Genomic DNA, 17,445 nt, shown 5'->3' with positions numbered 1-17,445 from the left:
ATGATATACGCTGACACCGACTTCTTCATCGCGCTCGTAAAGGAAGACGACTGGTTACAGAAGAGAGCTTCTGAGATCGTCGAGGAAAACGCGGGCGAAATCTACACGTCGCGGATGACTCTACTTGAGTTACTAGTGATATCGAACCGTTTCGAGTTCGACCGTATGGAAGCACTCGCACACGCACTCGAAATTGCCTCGGTGCCGGAGGAAGAAGACGTACTATTTCGGGCGGCGGACTTCATGGAGAAGTACGGTCTGACCGCCTTCGACGCCTACCACGCGGCATACGCCCGAGAAGACAGTATAGTCTCGTCGGACAAGGAGTACAACAGAGTGGAGGGAACAGAAAGGATACCTCTTGAGTCAGAGACTGAATCCGGCTCAGAGTGAGATAGAAGTAAGTTTCCTACGTTACAGCATCTCTTCGATGGCGTCGGCGACCTCGTCGGGAGTGTCGGCGACCTCTATGCCTGCTTCCTCGAACGCAGCGATCTTCGACTCGGCAGTTCCGGAGCTTCCGCTGACTATGGCTCCTGCGTGTCCCATCTGCTTACCGGGAGGTGCTGTCCTTCCTGCTATGAATCCCGCGACGGGCTTCGACATGTTTTCTGCGACCCACTCGGCGGCTTCCTCCTCGTCGGAGCCTCCTATCTCACCCACGAGAGCGACAGCCTCTGTCTCGTCGTCGTTCTCGAAATGCTGGAGAGCGTCGGTGAAAGACGTCCCTATTATAGGATCTCCGCCTATTCCTATAGCGGTGCTCTGTCCTATTCCTCTCCTCGTGAGGGAGTCGACTATCTGGTAGGTCAGTGTACCCGAGCGCGAGACGAGACCCACCTTGCCGCTCTCGAATATGTTGCCGGGCATTATTCCGACCTTCGACTCACCAGGGGTTATGACTCCGGGGCAGTTGGGTCCGACGAGATGTGTGTCGACCTCCTGGAGACGGCGGTTGACACGTACCATGTCGTGGACGGGTATTCCCTCGGTTATCGCTATCGAAAGGTCGAGGTCAGCGTCGAGACTCTCCATCACAGCGTCTCCGGCGAAGGCGGGAGGCACGAAGATTATCGAGGTGTTGGCGTCCTCCTCCTCGGCGGCTTCCTTGACAGTGTCGTAGACGGGAACCCCGAGCTCCTCCTGTCCGCCCTTTCCGGGAGTGACACCAGCGACTACGTTGGTGCCGTACTCCATCATCTGTTCGGCGTGGAACTTACCTTCGCTTCCGGTTATTCCCTGTACTATCACACGCGTGTCTTCGTCGACTAGTGCGCTCATTACTGGTCACCTCCTGTTTCGGCGAGTTCAACTGCTGTCTTTACGGCGTCCTCAAGCTCCTCACGTGTCTCGACCCTCTCGGTGAGTATCTCTCTTCCCTCGGTCTCGTTTGTACCCGTGAGACGTACGACGAGTGGCTTCGGAAGCTCGTCGAAGCTTTCGAGAGCCTCGTTTATTCCCTGTGCGACCTCGTCACATCTCGTGATTCCTCCGAAGATGTTGAAGAGGACTGCGTCGACGTTCTCGTCGTCGAAGACGAGTTCGAGTGCCGACTGGACGCGATCCGCGCGCGCTCCTCCTCCTATGTCGAGGAAGTTGGCGGGCTTGCCTCCGAAGTGGTCTACGAGGTCGAGAGTCGTCATCACGAGACCCGCTCCGTTTCCTATTATTCCGACGTTTCCGTCGAGACGGACGTAGTCGAACCCCTCTTCGCTCGCCTTAGCCTCGAACTCGTCGTCGAAGGACTCCTCTTCGAGCTCGGCGAGATCCTCGTGTCTGTAGAGAGACGATCCGTCTATGTTGAGGACTGCGTCGGCTGCGATCAGGTCGCCGTCTCCCGTGAGCATCAGGGGGTTTATCTCGGCGTCCTCTGCGTCGTTCTCGTCCCATATCTCGTAGAGTGTCGAGAGTACAGCCGAGACGCCTCTCGTCGCCTCGTCGGGTATGTCGGTGTTGTAGACGCACTCACGAGCCTCGAATCCCTGTAATCCGTAGGCAGGATCGATGTGGTTCTGTGCTATCGCCTCGGGCTCCTCCTCGGCGACCTCCTCTATGTTGACACCGCCCTTTGACGAGACCATAGCGACACCCTGACCCTCTCCGCGATCCATCGTGATCCCGACGTAGAACTCCTCTTCGATGTCGACTCCTTCCTCGATGAGAACCTCCTCGACGGTGTGACCCTTGAGATCCATCCCGATTATCTCGTCGGCGGCTTCCTCAGCCTCGTCGGGTGACGAAGCTATCTTTATTCCGCCCGCCTTTCCACGTCCTCCTACGTGAACCTGTGCCTTGACCGCGACGGTTCCTCCTATCTCGTCGGCGGCTTCTCGCGCGTCCTCGGGCGTCGAGACGACGACGCCTTCGGGCGTCGGAATCCCCGCGTCGGCGAAGATCTCCTTAGCCTGATATTCGTGTAGCCTCATTAGTTCTGAGAGGAGGGGCTGAACCCATAAATATGCCGAAGTGTCTCGGTGCGTCTGTGGGTGAGACAGATTTATGCATAATTACTGTGTAAGTTTGGGGAATGATACGGAGGCGCAGACTGAAGCAAGACAGAGGTGTCTCACCCGTCATAGGCGTGGTGCTCATGGTTGCGATAACAGTAATAATAGCCGCTGCTGTAGGTGTCACGTTTATACAAGTAGGTGGCGAGGAGATCAACCAGAACGCCCAAGCGGGAGTCTCTATAGAAGAGAGGGGAGGCAGCGTCAATATCAGACTTATCACGGCACCGAGGGCAGACAGCATATACGTGAGATACACTAAAAGTGGCACGTCGAAGATAGACAGTACGTGGGCTCCGGTCGGGAGTAGCGACATCGGCGATACGATAAACCTAAAGCCAGACTCGAGAACCACAGTCACAGTAGTCGGCGAGTACGACGGGTCGAACAGCACGATAAGGAGTTACGAGGTCGGCTAGGGGGAAGACTTTTGTTACCACCACACAAACGTAGTGTATGGAGTTAGCCCGGCTCGTCGAGGACGGCGAGCGTGAGAACATAGAGTTCAAGGAAAGGCTCGAAAGACAGACTCACCTCGAATCCGGGCGTCTCGAATCTCTTGCTGCACAGATGAAACACCGTATCCTCACGGGGGGAGGATCGGCTACTTACGTCGTGGGTGTTACCGACGACGGAGGTCTCGAAGGAATCAGCGACGAAGAGCTCGACGAGAGCATAAGTGTTCTGTCTGTGATAGCCGGAGAGGCGGACGCAGCCCTACGTGAAGTCGAGACTCACGACGTAGGAACCGGGGAGGTCGCCGTCGTTAGTATCACGAACGCATACGAGGACAAAGACCACTTGGTCGTCGGAACCGCGGGACACGTAGACCACGGCAAGTCGACACTCGTCGGGAGCTTAGTGACGGGAACACCCGACGACGGAGACGGGAGCACACGTGTCTACCTCGACGTCCAGCCTCACGAGATGGACAGGGGTCTCTCGGCGGATCTGAGCTACGGAGTCTACGGCTTCGAGTCGGGGTCAGAGGAGCCTGTGAGGATGAACAACCCGCTCTCGAAACGCGAGAGGTCTAGCGTCGTCGAGAACTCCGAGAAGCTCGTGAGCTTCGTCGACACAGTCGGACACGAGCCGTGGCTCAAGACGACTATAAGAGGCATAATGGGTCAGAAGCTCGACTACGGACTCGTCACAGTCGCCGCAGACGACGGTCCCACACATATAACACGTGAGCACCTCGGGATTCTTCTCGCCGCCGACCTTCCGACAATAGTCGCAGTCACGAAGTCAGACCTCGTCTCAGACGAGAGGCTCGAAGAGGTTGAGGAGGAGGTCGCCGAACTCCTCAAGAACGTCGGAAAGATCCCCCACAGCGTCGAGGACAGGGGCGTTGAGACCGCCGTAGACCGTCTGCCACGCGGTGTCATAGTCCCGATACTGAGGACGAGTGCGGTGACGATGGAGGGTCTCGACACTCTCGATGAGATATTCAGGGAGCTTCCGAAGACACACGGCGAGATCGAGAGCGACGAGGAGTTCGAGATGTACATAGACAGAACTTACGAGGTCACAGGGGTCGGAACCGTGGCGAGCGGTACTGTCAAGCAGGGCGAGGTCGAGGTCGGCGATGAAGTATATCTCGGACCCACATCCGACGGCGACTTCCGGCGCGCTGAGGTCAGGAGCATAGAGATGCATTACCACCGAGTTGAGAAGGCGAAGCCCGGAAACATAGTCGGCGTGGCTCTCAAGGGCAAGAAGGTCGACGAGGTCGAGATAAGCCGCGGAATGGCTCTGACATCCGACCCCGACGCCGAGAGCGTACGTGAGTTCGAGGCGGAGGTCATGGTACTCAACCATCCCACACGTATAAGGGAGGGGTACGAGCCCGTCGTACATCTCGAAACAGTCTCCGAAGCCGCCGTCTTCGAGCCCGAGGGCGGACATCTCCTCCCTGGTCAAGAAGGAAAGGCTAAGCTGAGGTTCAAGTTCCGACCCTACATGGTGAAAGAAGGGCAGAAGTTCGTCTTCCGTGAGGGCAAGAGCAAGGGTGTGGGCACGGTCACGAGGGTGGGCACTGGCGAGGATGAGGATTAGGATTAGAAGCACGTCGCTCGACGAGAGTAGGAGTAGCAACAGTCTTTTATACGTATCTGGTCAATCTTGACCCGATGAGCGCTAAACCCGGGGAGAGTCTCGACGTCACGATAGGACTCGAAATTCACGTTCAGCTCGACACCCAGACGAAGATGTTCTGCGGCTGTTCGACCGACTACGAGAACGCCGAGCCGAACACACATACGTGTCCCGTCTGTCTCGGACTCCCCGGATCACTTCCCGTCGTCAACCAGAAGGCTGTCGAGTACGCCGTCATGGTCGGAAAGGCACTCGACTGCGAGATAGCCGACGAGACGCGTTTCCACAGGAAGAACTACTTCTACCCCGACCTCCCGAAGAACTTCCAGATCACACAGTACGACGCTCCGATAAACCAGGACGGCTCCGTCGGTCTGAGGGTCGGAGACGACGAGAAAGAGGTACGTATACGCCGCGCCCATATGGAGGAAGACCCCGGCTCTCTCGTCCACAAGGGAGGCTCGATAGAGACAGCGAGCCACACACTCGTCGACTACAACAGGTCGGGTACTCCCCTGATGGAGATAGTCACTGAGCCCGACCTCGAAACCCCCGAGGAGGCGAGAGGCTTCGTAGACAAGCTACGTGAGATACTGGAGTACCTCGATGTCTTCGACACCGAAGAGGGAGGTACGATAAGGGTCGACGCCAACGTCTCGATAGAGGTCGACGGCGAGGGCGGGAACAGGACAGAGATAAAGAACATAGGATCGACGAAAGGGGTCGAGAAGGCTCTCGCATACGAGATCACGCGTCAGAAGAACCAGATAAAGAGGGGTGCCGAGATCAGACAGGAGACGCGCCATTACGACGACGACAGAGGAATCACAGTTACTCTGAGGGAGAAGGCGGAGGAACACGACTACCGTTACTTCGAGGAGGCTGACATTCCAGTCGTGCGCGTCGAGAAGTTCAAGGGCGAGATCGGCATACCTGAGCTTCCCGACGCCCGCCGTGAGAGATTCATAGACGAGTACGGCGTCTCCGACGAGGTCGCCGAGAAGCTCACGTCGAAGAAGGCGGTCGCCGACTTCTACGAGACTGTCGCCAAGGACGAGGAGGTCAGCTACGGCGTCGCCTCGACCTGGGTCGCCGACGAACTCCTGGGTGAGCTTAACTACAGGGACATGACAGTAGACGAGGTCGACGTCTCAGAGTTTGTGAATCTCGTCAAGATGATCGACGAGGACGAAATTACGGACAGGAACGCCGTCGAGGCTCTGCGTGACGCACTCGACGAGGGACGCGCTCCCGTCGAGATAGTCGAGGAGAGGGATATGAAGAAGGCGGGCGAGGACGTCACTGTCGAGGCGGTCGAGGAGGCGATAGACGACAACCCCGACGCAGTCGACGACTACCTCAGCGGCGAGGAAGACGCCCTCAACTTCCTCGTCGGACAGGTGATGCAGAAGACGGGTGGGAGTGCCGACCCCGGTACAGTCAACCAGATGCTCAGGGAGAGACTCGACAGTATCGCCGAAGCCGAGTAGAGTGGAGTAGAAGAGTCAAATGTCTGTTTTAGCCTAGGTCAGGTATATAGGTTCATGGCGTGATGTAGATCTGTATGTCACAGTCACGAAGCTACAGGTACTTAGCGGGTGTTGTGTTGGTGAGTGCTCTCCTCGTCTCGGGAGCACTCATGGTGAGTCAGAGTTCGACGACTGCGAGCGCACAGACACAGCCCAGTTCGGGAAAGACAGTCTCAGTCTCGGCAACGGGTGAGGTCGAGGCACAGCCCGACAAGGCGGTAGTTAGAGTCTCATCTGTCGCCAGGGCGGACGACTCACAGACTGCACGCGACAGACTCGCCGAGAACGTCACGAATATGAGGCAGGCTCTGAGACAGATTGGTATAGACGACGACCAGATACGTACGACTGACTACAGGATAGACGAGAGAACACCGCGCGTAGTCCAACCTCGGAAGAAGACTGACGAGCCCGAGACGGAGTACTACGCGAGACACGGGTTCGAGATAGAGCTCACTAACCTGAGTAGAGTCGGAAAAGTCATAGACACAGCCATCGACAACGGCGCGACCAACATCGACGGCGCGAGGTACACGCTGTCGGACTCGACGAGGAGAACTGTGAGGAACGAGGCTCTGACAGAAGCAATGGAGAACGCGCAGTCACAGGCTGAGACGTTAGCAGACGCGGGCGGTATTACAGTCACAGGCGTACATTCAGTGAGAACCTCGGAGTCGAGGTTCGTCCCTAGGGAAAGCATGATGTTACAGGCAGGCGGCGACGCAGGAGGTGCGAGCACTACGTTAGAGTCGGGTCCCGTGACTGTAACCGCGAACGTCAACGTCGTCTACAACGCCACAGGATGACGTAGCCCCAAAAGTTAATTTAGGAAGAGCCGTAGAGAGACCGAGACAAGATGGACAAGAGCTTCAAGGAGCTAAAAGAGGAGTACGAGGAGAACGGGGGTGAGTGGGAGGACGACTGGGAGTCGGAGGACTCCGACGAAGCCGAAGCCGCGGAAGCTGACGAAGCCACAGGAGAGACCGGCGACGGGATGGGTTTAGACGGTTCGGACTCCGACGGCTTCGGATTCAACGAGTCGGACGAAATGGGTCTGGAGGAGTCGGAGGACAGCCTCGGGTTCGACGAGTCAGACGACACGGAGCCGGATATGGAGAGCGAGGCTACCTCTTCCAACTCCTCGGTCTCTAAGCCGGATGAGGATATAGAGGAGGCTACACAGCCCGGCAAGAGCTTTGATGAGATAAAGCAGGAGTACGACGACACGGGTCAGGAAGATGACCCCGACTTCAGCTTCGGCTCTGAGACGGAGGAGTCGGGCGGAGCACAGACAGAACCAAGTCCGGATATGGACATGGAGACAGACTCCGGAGATGCCGAGACGGTCTCAGTCACCGACTCAGCTTCCGACTCAGCCCCGGAGACGCCGACCTCCGCCGCGGGTGCGGGTAACCCCGAAGCCGACTACTTCGAGAGACTGTGTAACTCGGCACTCGCTGGTCTCGGCTTCCGCGAGGTCGGAACAAAACGCGGTGACGAGATGTACTTCTCACGTTACCGTCCTCCGACGCCCATCCGTATCTACACGGGACACGTCGACGTCAAGATGAAGTACAACGGAGACGGGAGGATGCTCTTCGAGATCACCTCCGAGAAGGACGATCTCCGCCACGCCGGTAGGGTCAACGTACACAAGTACGTCGTCCACAAGGAGACTGAGACGGGCAACGTCCTGCGACCCACCGACGAGAGAATGTTCCTCGAAGTCAGCTTCAAGAAGGTATTCGAGCCGTACGTCGAGAGAGCGAAGGAGGAGTCGGAGACAGACGACGAGTACGACTTCGGAAACGGGAACGTAGACCCCGAGCTACAGCAGAGAATCTGAGGCTGCCGTCCCTGTCGTCGTTCAGTCCTGCCTGTCTAGGTAGAGAAGAACCCCCTCGACGTCCATCCTTATCGTCTCAGACGCCGACTCGTCGTCCCAGACGTCGTAGTAGAGATGGTCGGACTCGACGAAATGGTCGACGACCTCGTCGTCGGTCTCGTAGTTCTCGCGTACTTCCTCGACCTCGTCGACCCAGTCTCTCAGAATCTCGGAGTACTCTTCTAAAGACTCGACTGCGTCGTGTCTCGCGCCGTAATGTCCGTAGAGGAGAACCTCGGGATCTAGATCCTTGAACCTCTCAAGGCTTTCCAAGTTCTTTTCGAGGTCGAAGTTAGGTGGCGGAGTCGTGGGCTTAAGCTCGCCGGCTATGTTCATCCCCGCCTCGTCGGCGGTAAATATCGCTTCGTCGTGGGTGTCGAAGAGACAGATCTGGTGTGGGGCGTGTCCCGGAGCATACAGGACTTCGAGTTGGCGTCCGCCGAGATCGACCACGTCACCGTCTTCGACGGATCTTATCCTGTCCCTGTCGACTGGCTTCGCTGTACCGTAGCCGTCAGCCATATCCCCGACGGCGCGTTTGACACTCGTGACGAGCTTTTCTATCTTGTCGGGGTCGGAGAGGTAGGGTACTGCGTTCTCGTGGGCGACGACCTCGGCGTTCTCACACTCGTCGGCGAGGAATCCCGTGCCACCGCCGTGGTCGAGATGGACGTGTGTCGGTATGATGTAGTCTACGTCGTTCCTCTCGATTCCGACTTCGTCGAGTGCGTCGTAGATATGGTCGACCCCGGGCGACATTCCGGTGTCGACTATAGCAGTCTCTTCGTCGTCGACGATATAGACTGCGCCGTGGTCGTCGTGTCCGAGCATCTTGAAGTCGACTATATAGATACCGTCACATCCGGAGACAGAGTCTACTGTCATGTTTAAAGAAACACGAAACGACGACTTTACTGTATCGGAAGCCCAACCGTCACCAATAAAAGCCTTACAGAGCCTCAAGTAAGTATGATAGACATAGACGACATAGAAGACGCGCGCGAAGAGCTCGAAGGGGTCGCGCGCCACACTCCTCTAAACTCATCTCGGACCTTCAGCGACATCACCGACTCCGAAGTGTACTTCAAGTACGAGAACCGCCAGAGGACGGGCGCGTTCAAGATACGCGGCGCGTACAACAGGATACAGAACCTCAGCGAAGAGGAACGCGCTAAGGGTGTCATAGCCGCGAGTGCGGGGAACCACGCACAGGGCGTCGCACTCGCCGCGACAGAGGCGGGTATAGAGTCGACCATAGTGATGCCCGAGGACGCCCCTATCTCGAAGGTACAGGCGACACGTGAGTACGGAGCAACTGTCGTCCTCTCGGGGGTCGACTACTCCGAGGCGTACGAGAAGGCGAGGGAGATACAGAGGAACGACGGCGGAACATTCGTCCATCCCTTCGACGACCCGTATATACAGGCGGGGCAGGGAACTATAGGACTCGAAATACTCGAAGACCTCCCCGATGTCGACACGGTGATAGTCTCGATAGGAGGCGGTGGGCTTATCTCGGGAATCTCGACCGCAGTAAAGGCGAGGAGCCCCGACACGCGCGTGATAGGGGTTCAGGCGGAGGGAGCGGCGAGTGTGCCACAGAGCCTCGAAAAGGGAGAGATATACGAGAGAGAGGGAGTCTCGACTATAGCCGACGGGATAGCCACGAGGTCGATTGCGGAGTCGACCTTCGAGGTGATACAGGAGAACGTCGACGAGGTCGTGACGGTCTCCGACGACGAGATAGCCAACGCGATACTTCTTCTTCTGGAGCGTGACAAGACCGTAGTCGAGGGTGCGGGCGCGGCTACCGTCGCGGCGGCTCTGAGCCACAAGGTCGAGATCGGTGACGAGAAGGTCGTCTGTGTCCTCAGCGGCGGAAACATAGACGGCAACACGTTGTCACAGGTCATAAACAGAGGTCTCGTCAACGAGGGACGGTATCTCAAGTTCACAACGGTTCTGAACGACAAGCCGGGCGCACTCGTCGACATAGCCAGCCTGATCTCCGACATGAACGCCAACATATACGCTATACACCACGACAGGACGGCGAAGGACGTCGCACTCAACGCCGCGGAGGTCGAGTTCGAGCTAGAGACGAGAAGCACCCAACACGCCAACAGGATAGTAAGGACACTTGAGAAGAAGGGCTACGACGTGAGTGTCACGACGTGACGACAGATTCTTGTCTTTCCTCGTCTACTCTGGGACATGAAGGATATAGTCTCTACCGACGACGCGCCTGAGGCAGTGGGTGCCTACTCACAGGCGACAGTGGCGAACGGATTTGTCTTCACCGCGGGACAGATACCCCTGACACCCGAGGGTGAAGCCGTCGACGGCGACGTCGGAGAACAGACTCGGCAGTGCCTCGACAATATTCAGGCTGTACTCGAAGAAGCGGGGGCGGGTCTCGAAGACGTCGTCAAGGTCACGGTGTTTCTCGACGACATAGACGACTTCGGCGAGATGAACGACGTCTACTCGGGCTACTTCGACGAAGAGCCTCCCGCGAGAAGCGCGGTCGAGGCGGGTAGTATTCCGAAGGGCTTCGACGTCGAGATAGAGGCGGTCGCCGCACTCGACTAAATAGCCAGGCTCACACGTCTCCCCTTCGGCATCTGGCTCCTGAGTTCGCCGGGGAAGTAGAGACCACAGCCGAGTACCTCGTCGTCGTATTTCACGATAACGTAGCCGAGGCTGTCGACGTCGAACTCCTTCTCGACCGTCTCGCCCTCGACGAACCGTCTCGCGTCGTCGGCGTCGAGATCGACTGTGTTCTTGGTGGCGTACTCTCCGAAGACCTGTAACGCGTCGGTAGTGGGCTTCGGATGTTCCTGATTGACGCGCAGAAACGGAAGTCCGACCGACTCGTACTCGAGACCGTCGAGAGTCTCCGCTGAGGTTATCCAGACCTTCGACTCTCCCTTCATGTAGAGGTCGTATCCATCGAAGACTTCTCTCGTGACGCCGAACTTCTCGTCCCAGAAACCGAGTACCTCGTCGGGGTCAACGTCTTGAGTGAACTCCTGAGTCATTGGACTGTCCTCAGTTTCACTTATATACCTCACAGACCCTCTCGATTCCCTCGTCGAAGTCTATGCGTGGTTCCCAGCCGAGATCCTTCTCTATCTTGGTGTTGTCGGCACACGTGTCGTGGACATAGACGTCCTCGGGGATCGGGTTCTCTATGTACTCGGGCTCGACCCCCTTCCCGAGCTCTTGGTTTATCATATCGACGACCGTGTTGAACGAGTAGGCTTCGCCCGTGCCGACGTTATATATGTCGTCGGCTCCGACGGCGAGCTGACACGCTCTCACGACGTCGTTGACATGTGTGAAGTCACGTGTCTGTGTCCCGTCGCCGTAAAGAACCGGAGACTCGTCGTGGGCTATATCGTCGGCGAACTGTGCGATGACGTTGGCGTACTCGTCCTTGTGTGACTCCGCGCCGCCGTATCCCTGGTAGACCGAGAAGAAACGCATTCCAGCGAGCGACATCCCGTAACGGTTCGAGTACGACTCGGCGTAACGTTCACGCGCTAACTTAGACGCCTCGTAGTTGGTTCTCGCCTCGACCCTCTCGTCCTCGCTCGACGGATCTGTCCGCGAGCCGTATATGCTGCTCGTACTCGCGTAGACGACGTCGTCGACACCCGCCTTCCTAGCCTGTTCTACGACGTTGACGAATCCCTCGACGTTGACCCGGGCTCCGTTCATGGGTTCGTCCTCGTGCATGTTGAGCGACGAGAGAGCCGCGAGATGGAATACGACATCGACGTCGTCGACAGGAACGTCGGAGCCGACCACCGACTTATCGACGAACTCGACCTCGTCGTCGAGGTTCTCGGGAGTTCCGAGGTAGAGGTCGTCGAGAGCTATGACTTGGTTTGAGTCGGAGAGGTAGTTAGCCAGGTTGCTGCCTATGAATCCGGCTCCACCCGTGACGAGTACCTTCCTTCCTTCGAGATCAGACGGTGACATCGGTTCGGGGTAGACACGCACGGAATGAAAGTCTTCCGTCTCGTTTTCTTCCAGTCGGAATCCTAAAGTCACGGTGGGTTAATTTCGTCTTAATGGAAGACGACGAGATAATAAGGAGGTCTTTCGACGAGTCAACCGTCGTGGAGTTCGAGAGACGTGTCGAGTCTCAGGCGGAGTTCCTCAAGGACGAGATCCAGACCGGAAGTCTCGACAGCTCTGACTTCACCGTGGGTCTCGAAATAGAGGTCTACGGGGTCAAGGACGACGGAAGTCTCGTGAGAGTCCCCGACGAAGTCTTCGAGGTCGAGTCGGTATCTAAGGAGCTCGGACTCCACAACGCCGAGATCAACTCGTCGCCCGTTGTCCTGAGCGACGAGGGTCTGAGGAGACAGGAGGACGAGGTGAGACACGTCTTAGAGGAGGCACGTACGGCTTCCGACACCAACATAGTGCTCGATTCTGTCTGGACTCTTCCACCAGACGAAGGCAGTAAGAAGTACCTCGACGATGTCGACGAGAGAGGCAGCTACGTCTACGCGAGAAACATGCGTGTCGACCCTCGTTACCACGCCATAGACAACTACTACCTCGCTAAGTCGGGGAAGGCGTCACTCGACGTCCCTGGGGCTAGCCACGACTTCGAGACTATACTCTACGAGTCGCTCGCGACGTCGTTACAGCCCCATCTCCAGATACCCGATGTCGACGAACTCGCGCCGTACTACAACACTGCGATACGGACGATGCCCGCCGTTCTCGCGCTCACGACGAACTCGCCTTTCCTGCCTCCCGACCTCTACAACGACGTCGACGACCCCGAGTCAGTCGTCGACGAGACGCCTCACGAGCTTAGGATTCCTATATTCGAACAGTCGGTTAATCCCGGAGACGAGTACGACGACAAGAAGGTCAGGGTTCCGCGTGACATAGACACACCAGACGACGTCGTCGACAGGGTCACCGAAGACTGTCTCTACGCTCCGGTTCTGAAGGAGTGGTTCGAGGAGAACGAGGAGGAAGACGAAGAAGAGTACACCGACTCGTTCTGGGAGTTCGACTACAGACGCGGAACCTACTGGAGATGGCTCCGCGCCGTGATAGGCGGGGAACGGGTCGACGAGAACAACGACGAGAAGTCGGTGCGTATCGAGTACCGCCCGGTTCCCACACAGCCGACTGTCGAGGAGATCGTGGGAGTACAGGCAGTCGTATCGGGTCTGATAATAGGTCTCGTACGGGAAGACCATCCCGTCTCACGTCTGGACTGGAAGAAGACGAGGGACGACTTCTACTCAGTCGTAGACGAAGGTCTCGACGCCAACATAGGATGGATAGACGAGGACGGCAACGAGACACGCGACAAGGAAGTCATCTACGACGAGGTCTTCGAGTACGCCGAGAGGGGTCTCACCTCGGAAGGTGTCGAGAAGTCGACAGCCGAGAAGTACCTCGAACCCCTGAGGAGGAGATGGGAGACACGTCTCACACCGAGCGTCTGGAAGAAACGGAAGGTGAGAGAGGGGCTCAAAGACGGTCTGAGCCTCGACGCCTCTGTGAGACGGATGCAGTCGGAGTACATACGTCTCGGACGTGAGGGCAAGAGGCTCGATGACTTCGCGTGACACGACCGTGTGTGGTACTCCTACCCACGGAAGACTTATGTCCCCGTGACTCCACGTTCGAGATGCAATGGCAGAAGGTACGGTTAACTTCTTCAACGACACTGGCGGTTACGGATTTATAGAGACTGACGCGACTGACGAAGGCGAGGACGTCTTCTTCCACATGGAGGACGTCGGAGGTCCCGACCTAGAGGAAGGCGAGGAAGTCGAGTTCGAGATAGAGGAAGCCGAGAAAGGTCCACGAGCGGTAAACCTTACACGGAAGTAAAGTAAGTAGCGGTCTTCTATCCTCAGAAACACAGACTGAATCTTGTCGGAAGAAACGACGAGTAGCGACGGTGACACGAGACGCGGGTCTGGTGACACCGGCAGTACGAGCACGAACACGAGTAGCCGTGGGACTGACGTGGTCACCGAGTCGCTCAGACATGTCGTCAGGGGAGCCGCAGTCGTAGTCGTCGCCACACTCATCGGGGTGGGTCTCAGAGTAGCCGGCAGGGCGGTCTTCACTCGTAGCTTCACACCGTCGGAGTACGGCGTCTTCTCCGTCGGATTCACGCTAGTCTCGGTCTTCGGTGTAGTCGCTTCGCTCGGCTTCCGGAACGGTGTCACGAGACAGATAGCCTACTACGGTGCTGACTCCGACGGAGAGGAAGGCGAAGGCGAAGGCGAAGGCGAGGTGGGAACAGTAATACTCTGGGCTCTTCTCCTCACAGGAGTCTCGGGCAGCCTCGTCGGAGCCGTCCTCTTCATGTCGTCGGGATTCCTCGCCGAGACACTCGTCGGCTCCCCGGATCACGCTCTCGCGGTAGGTGTCGTCTGTCTCGGGGTTCCCTTCTTCGCCCTGATAAGGGTCTCAACTGCGGTCTTCAGGGGATTCTCACGCACGAGGGAACGCGTCGTCTTCCACGAGATACTCCGGAACGCCGGCTTTCCTATACTCGTCGTCGGTGTCTCCGCAGTAGGTCTGTCGTATGTCGCGGGCGTCGGTGCCTATCCCGTCTCACTCCTCCTTACGGCTGTGCTCTACCTCGGTTACACTGTCACAGACAACCCGGCAGGGTTCAGCGACCGGATCGGCGAGAGACTCCGCGACTTCGAGACACCGAGAAAGCTCGTCGTCTTCTCGGTTCCTCTGATGTTCTCGGCTATACTCATGGAGGTGATGACGTGGATGGACATACTCATGATAGGCTACTTCGAGACAGCCGAGGACGTCGGAATGTACGACGCAGTCCGTCCTCTCGTCCGTGTCGTACCCGTAGTCTGGGGCTCTATGATCTTCATGTACACCCCCTTAGTCTCGGAGTTCCACGCCGAAGGAAGGAACGACGCGATGAGACGTGTCTACTTCGTCCTCACGAAATGGTTCGCGTCGGCGACGTATCCCCTGATAGTCGTCTTCGTCCTCTTCCCCGAAGCCGTCCTCGGAGGAGTCTTCGGCGCGGAGTACACGCGTGCGGCGACCGCGTTACAGATACTCTCGGTCGCCTTCTTCCTCGGAAACATTATGGGACCCAACGGAGCGACACTCACCGCGATAGGAAAAACGCGCGTAGTGATGTGGGCGAACTTAGGCGCGTTCTTCGTCAACCTCGGACTCAACGTCTACCTAATACCTGTCTACGGTCTCACGGGGGCGGCAGTCGCGACCGCCGCCGCACTCGTTATCCGTAATGTCGCACGCGTTGTCGTCCTTTACTACCTCACAGACGCCCACTCGTTCAAGAAGCCTCTCGTGGTTCCGATGGGAGTCTCGACGGCTCTTGTCTTAGTCGGACACCGGCTCATAGAGACGGGAGACGGTATGGATATAGACCCCATGTATCTCCCCGTCGTACTCGGGGCGGTAGTCGTCGTCTTCTTGGCTTCTTTCGTCGTGACACGGAACGTCTCAGACGACGACCGCGATGTTTTGTTAACCCTAAGCTTTTAGGGCACGGTTACCTCGGTATCCGTGATGGGTCTCAGATGCACGGTAACAGGACACAGATGGGGTGAGCCCCGGACACGAACCGAACGTGAGGAGGGAGACGACGAGGTTGCCGTCTCGACTGTCGAGTACGAGGTCTGTGAGGTGTGTGGCGAGGAACGCGTCGTAAGCCAGAACACCGAGGTCAGAGCTAAGGACGACGGCTCCGAGGAGTCTGAGGACGCCGAGGGTTCCGGAGACGTGGAAGCCTCGGAGGAAGCCGTCGAAGGAGACACGGAGAGTAACGACGAGACATACAGTACTGGAGCCGGAGGGATGGGTATGGTGAGCGAGGTAGACGAGGACGACGACGCCGTAGTCCTGGAGTCCGATGACAGCAAAGACCGCGACCTCTCAAGCAGTACCGACGGAACCGCGATACCCGGAACCAAACCTACGACGGTCTATGTCTGTTCGTGTGGCTTCGAGTCGCCGGTACACGAGAACTCGCTCCGTGAGGGTGACATCTGTCCCGCGTGTGGTAAGTCGTACCTCGAGGAGACCGAGAGATCCTAACAAAACGCATTTGTTACCTATCGGCTTAGTTGGTGTCATGAGAACTTACAAGATGAGGAGGGGAGAGTACCTCAAGGAAAGAGTCCCTGACATGAAGGTGAAGGTCGAGGAGTACTTCGGTGAGGTCGACAGACGCGACGAGATAGACGGCGTCGAGATGTATATAGTCGACGACGTCTTAGTCTTCGACCATGTCGGTGTCGGCGTTATCGAGCACTCTAGCAAGAAGGACGAGCTCGCAGTCGACTTCCAGGAGAAGGACGTTCAGACGCTCCAGGAGGAGGGACGTCTCGACCTCGCCTCGGAGGCTATGGAGAAGAAGAATGAGTTCCTCGAAGAGGTCACCGGACGTGACGCGAAGGCGAGACGTGACTCTATGAAGAGGTCGGTCGAGGACGAGTCTCCTGATGTCGATGCTTAAAGACAGAGATCGGACAGTATAGTGTGGTACACCGGACTGTCTTCCAGCGAGGTGCGTGGGGGAAGACTTATATTGTGTAAGAGTTTACTCATCCTAAAAGAGGGTCGGGCATGGAGTCTTCACAGCTATTCAAGATACTCGGGAACGAGAACAGGAGACGTATAATAGACCTCCTGGCTTACAAGCCGTGCTATATCACGGAGATAAGCGACTACCTCGGGGTGTCTCCGAAGGCGGTCATCGACCACCTGAGTATACTTGAGGACGCCGGGATCGTAGAGAGCGAGGTCGACGACAGGAGACGTAAGTACTTCTACATAGCGCGTAACCTGCGTCTCGAAGTCAGCATATCTCCCTACTCGTTCGGTGTCAAGAGCGCGTACCCGAACCCCAACTTCAAGGCTAACTACGAGCACATAAAGATAAACTACTCGTACGAGAGCGAGAAGACGAGCGACATCGTCGACCTCGTCAACAGGCTCGAACGTCTTGAGAAGATAGAGAACGAGCTCTCGCTCGCACAGAGGTACATACAGTCGAAGATAACCGAGGTAATGTCGGAGATAGAGGACAAGGTAGAGGGAACCGGAGAGAACAAGCTCCAGATAGAGATCATCGACGAACTCGTCGACTCGGGAGCGTCCGACGCCGAGAGGCTGTCGAGGGAGATGGGTCTGAGACCCGACGTAGTCCGCGAGAGTCTGCGTAGCCTGGAGGAGAGGGGTATCGTGACGAAAGAGAGAAATGGCGAGGACGTGAAATGGAAGCTGAACGACTGATAACAGATGTCTGTACCCACTAACTCAGACGTCGTCCTCTACCGTCTTCAGGCGTGTCCTTTCTGTGAACGCGTCGTAAATCGCCTCGGGGTCAAGCCCCGAGGCTTTCGCGTGGACTCCCGTTCTATGC

Annotated in this window: 19 protein-coding genes; 14 read left to right on the top strand and 5 right to left on the bottom strand. The window is 57.2% G+C overall.

What is annotated here, in order from left to right:
- On the top strand, positions 1–393 hold the full coding sequence (locus tag SV253_05145) for a type II toxin-antitoxin system VapC family toxin (GenBank protein MDY6775448.1): 393 nt from the start codon (positions 1–3) through the stop codon (positions 391–393).
- Positions 394–414: 21 nt separating this feature from the next.
- Here SV253_05145 and sucD read toward each other — a convergent pair whose 3' ends face one another.
- Positions 415–1,281, bottom strand: a complete 867-nt coding sequence (sucD, locus tag SV253_05140) for a succinate--CoA ligase subunit alpha (GenBank protein ID MDY6775447.1) — start codon at positions 1,279–1,281, stop codon at positions 415–417.
- On the bottom strand, positions 1,281–2,426 hold the full coding sequence (sucC, locus tag SV253_05135; GenBank protein MDY6775446.1) for an ADP-forming succinate--CoA ligase subunit beta: 1,146 nt from the start codon (positions 2,424–2,426) through the stop codon (positions 1,281–1,283). Before sucC ends, sucD begins: the two co-directional genes overlap by 1 nt.
- A 101-nt stretch (positions 2,427–2,527) precedes the next feature.
- On the opposite strand from sucC, the gene SV253_05130 reads away from it, so the two are divergent.
- The 5 genes from SV253_05130 to SV253_05110 all read left to right on the top strand — a co-directional run bounded on the left by SV253_05130 (position 2,528) and on the right by SV253_05110 (position 7,979).
- Positions 2,528–2,926 carry a type IV pilin N-terminal domain-containing protein gene (locus tag SV253_05130; GenBank protein MDY6775445.1) on the top strand — a complete coding sequence of 133 codons (399 nt, stop codon included), beginning with the start codon at positions 2,528–2,530 and terminating at the stop codon, positions 2,924–2,926.
- A gap of 37 nt (positions 2,927–2,963) precedes the next feature.
- Entirely contained in the window at positions 2,964–4,565 is a 1,602-nt protein-coding gene (locus tag SV253_05125) for a GTP-binding protein (protein MDY6775444.1), read from the top strand.
- Positions 4,566–4,639: 74 nt separating this feature from the next.
- Positions 4,640–6,094, top strand: a complete 1,455-nt coding sequence (gatB, locus tag SV253_05120) for an Asp-tRNA(Asn)/Glu-tRNA(Gln) amidotransferase subunit GatB (GenBank protein MDY6775443.1) — start codon at positions 4,640–4,642, stop codon at positions 6,092–6,094.
- A 74-nt stretch (positions 6,095–6,168) separates the two neighbouring features.
- Positions 6,169–6,939: an SIMPL domain-containing protein gene (locus SV253_05115; GenBank protein MDY6775442.1), complete on the top strand. Its 771-nt coding sequence runs from the start codon at positions 6,169–6,171 to the stop codon at positions 6,937–6,939.
- A gap of 50 nt (positions 6,940–6,989) precedes the next feature.
- Positions 6,990–7,979, top strand: coding sequence for a hypothetical protein (locus tag SV253_05110; protein ID MDY6775441.1), 990 nt, complete (start codon positions 6,990–6,992; stop codon positions 7,977–7,979).
- A gap of 21 nt (positions 7,980–8,000) precedes the next feature.
- Here the strand turns inward: SV253_05110 and SV253_05105 are convergent, their stop codons facing one another.
- Entirely contained in the window at positions 8,001–8,903 is a 903-nt protein-coding gene (locus SV253_05105; protein ID MDY6775440.1) for an MBL fold metallo-hydrolase, read from the bottom strand.
- Positions 8,904–8,987: 84 nt separating this feature from the next.
- Here SV253_05105 and ilvA point away from each other — a divergent pair, with 84 nt between their 5' ends.
- Positions 8,988–10,196, top strand: coding sequence for a threonine ammonia-lyase (gene ilvA, locus SV253_05100; GenBank protein ID MDY6775439.1), 1,209 nt, complete (start codon positions 8,988–8,990; stop codon positions 10,194–10,196).
- Positions 10,197–10,232: 36 nt separating this feature from the next.
- On the top strand, positions 10,233–10,610 hold the full coding sequence (locus tag SV253_05095; protein MDY6775438.1) for a RidA family protein: 378 nt from the start codon (positions 10,233–10,235) through the stop codon (positions 10,608–10,610).
- On the opposite strand, the gene SV253_05090 is transcribed toward SV253_05095, so the two are convergent.
- Together SV253_05090 and SV253_05085 are read right to left on the bottom strand one after the other, a co-directional pair.
- Positions 10,607–11,059, bottom strand: coding sequence for a hypothetical protein (locus SV253_05090; GenBank protein MDY6775437.1), 453 nt, complete (start codon positions 11,057–11,059; stop codon positions 10,607–10,609). The genes SV253_05095 and SV253_05090 overlap by 4 nt on opposite strands.
- A gap of 16 nt (positions 11,060–11,075) precedes the next feature.
- A complete protein-coding gene (locus SV253_05085) occupies positions 11,076–12,005 on the bottom strand; it encodes a GDP-mannose 4,6-dehydratase (GenBank protein ID MDY6775436.1) in 930 nt (309 codons plus the stop codon).
- A gap of 92 nt (positions 12,006–12,097) precedes the next feature.
- On the opposite strand from SV253_05085, the gene SV253_05080 reads away from it, so the two are divergent.
- From SV253_05080 to SV253_05055, 6 genes are all read left to right on the top strand, one after another.
- A complete protein-coding gene (locus SV253_05080; protein MDY6775435.1) occupies positions 12,098–13,627 on the top strand; it encodes a hypothetical protein in 1,530 nt (509 codons plus the stop codon).
- Positions 13,628–13,694: 67 nt separating this feature from the next.
- Positions 13,695–13,895, top strand: a complete 201-nt coding sequence (locus SV253_05075) for a cold shock domain-containing protein (GenBank protein MDY6775434.1) — start codon at positions 13,695–13,697, stop codon at positions 13,893–13,895.
- Between the two features lie 42 nt (positions 13,896–13,937).
- Positions 13,938–15,563, top strand: coding sequence for a flippase (locus SV253_05070; protein MDY6775433.1), 1,626 nt, complete (start codon positions 13,938–13,940; stop codon positions 15,561–15,563).
- A 24-nt stretch (positions 15,564–15,587) separates the two neighbouring features.
- On the top strand, positions 15,588–16,115 hold the full coding sequence (locus tag SV253_05065; protein ID MDY6775432.1) for a hypothetical protein: 528 nt from the start codon (positions 15,588–15,590) through the stop codon (positions 16,113–16,115).
- 37 nt (positions 16,116–16,152) lie between these two features.
- Entirely contained in the window at positions 16,153–16,536 is a 384-nt protein-coding gene (locus SV253_05060) for a DUF5611 family protein (protein ID MDY6775431.1), read from the top strand.
- Between the two features lie 110 nt (positions 16,537–16,646).
- The gene (locus tag SV253_05055; GenBank protein ID MDY6775430.1) at positions 16,647–17,315 is read left to right on the top strand and encodes an ArsR family transcriptional regulator; all 669 of its coding nucleotides are present in this window, start codon (positions 16,647–16,649) and stop codon (positions 17,313–17,315) included.
- Positions 17,316–17,445 lie beyond the last annotated feature (130 nt).

Origin of the sequence: Candidatus Afararchaeum irisae, assembly GCA_034190545.1 — an archaeon.
Classification (GTDB): domain Archaea; phylum Halobacteriota; class Halobacteria; order Halobacteriales; family Afararchaeaceae; genus Afararchaeum; species Afararchaeum irisae.
Note: the sequence above shows the minus strand (reverse complement) of the source record. Positions and strands in the feature narration are given on the sequence as shown.

What these genes read in the sequence shown, in the direction of transcription:
- SV253_05145 (MDY6775448.1), top strand. Translation starts at nt 1, where the DNA reads ATGATATACGCTGACACCGACTTCTTCATCGCGCTCGTAAAGGAAGAC.
- sucD (MDY6775447.1), bottom strand. Translation starts at nt 1,281, where the DNA reads ATGAGCGCACTAGTCGACGAAGACACGCGTGTGATAGTACAGGGAATA.
- sucC (MDY6775446.1), bottom strand. Translation starts at nt 2,426, where the DNA reads ATGAGGCTACACGAATATCAGGCTAAGGAGATCTTCGCCGACGCGGGG.
- SV253_05130 (MDY6775445.1), top strand. Translation starts at nt 2,528, where the DNA reads ATGATACGGAGGCGCAGACTGAAGCAAGACAGAGGTGTCTCACCCGTC.
- SV253_05125 (MDY6775444.1), top strand. Translation starts at nt 2,964, where the DNA reads ATGGAGTTAGCCCGGCTCGTCGAGGACGGCGAGCGTGAGAACATAGAG.
- gatB (MDY6775443.1), top strand. Translation starts at nt 4,640, where the DNA reads ATGAGCGCTAAACCCGGGGAGAGTCTCGACGTCACGATAGGACTCGAA.
- SV253_05115 (MDY6775442.1), top strand. Translation starts at nt 6,169, where the DNA reads ATGTCACAGTCACGAAGCTACAGGTACTTAGCGGGTGTTGTGTTGGTG.
- SV253_05110 (MDY6775441.1), top strand. Translation starts at nt 6,990, where the DNA reads ATGGACAAGAGCTTCAAGGAGCTAAAAGAGGAGTACGAGGAGAACGGG.
- SV253_05105 (MDY6775440.1), bottom strand. Translation starts at nt 8,903, where the DNA reads ATGACAGTAGACTCTGTCTCCGGATGTGACGGTATCTATATAGTCGAC.
- ilvA (MDY6775439.1), top strand. Translation starts at nt 8,988, where the DNA reads ATGATAGACATAGACGACATAGAAGACGCGCGCGAAGAGCTCGAAGGG.
- SV253_05095 (MDY6775438.1), top strand. Translation starts at nt 10,233, where the DNA reads ATGAAGGATATAGTCTCTACCGACGACGCGCCTGAGGCAGTGGGTGCC.
- SV253_05090 (MDY6775437.1), bottom strand. Translation starts at nt 11,059, where the DNA reads ATGACTCAGGAGTTCACTCAAGACGTTGACCCCGACGAGGTACTCGGT.
- SV253_05085 (MDY6775436.1), bottom strand. Translation starts at nt 12,005, where the DNA reads ATGTCACCGTCTGATCTCGAAGGAAGGAAGGTACTCGTCACGGGTGGA.
- SV253_05080 (MDY6775435.1), top strand. Translation starts at nt 12,098, where the DNA reads ATGGAAGACGACGAGATAATAAGGAGGTCTTTCGACGAGTCAACCGTC.
- SV253_05075 (MDY6775434.1), top strand. Translation starts at nt 13,695, where the DNA reads ATGGCAGAAGGTACGGTTAACTTCTTCAACGACACTGGCGGTTACGGA.
- SV253_05065 (MDY6775432.1), top strand. Translation starts at nt 15,588, where the DNA reads ATGGGTCTCAGATGCACGGTAACAGGACACAGATGGGGTGAGCCCCGG.
- SV253_05060 (MDY6775431.1), top strand. Translation starts at nt 16,153, where the DNA reads ATGAGAACTTACAAGATGAGGAGGGGAGAGTACCTCAAGGAAAGAGTC.
- SV253_05055 (MDY6775430.1), top strand. Translation starts at nt 16,647, where the DNA reads ATGGAGTCTTCACAGCTATTCAAGATACTCGGGAACGAGAACAGGAGA.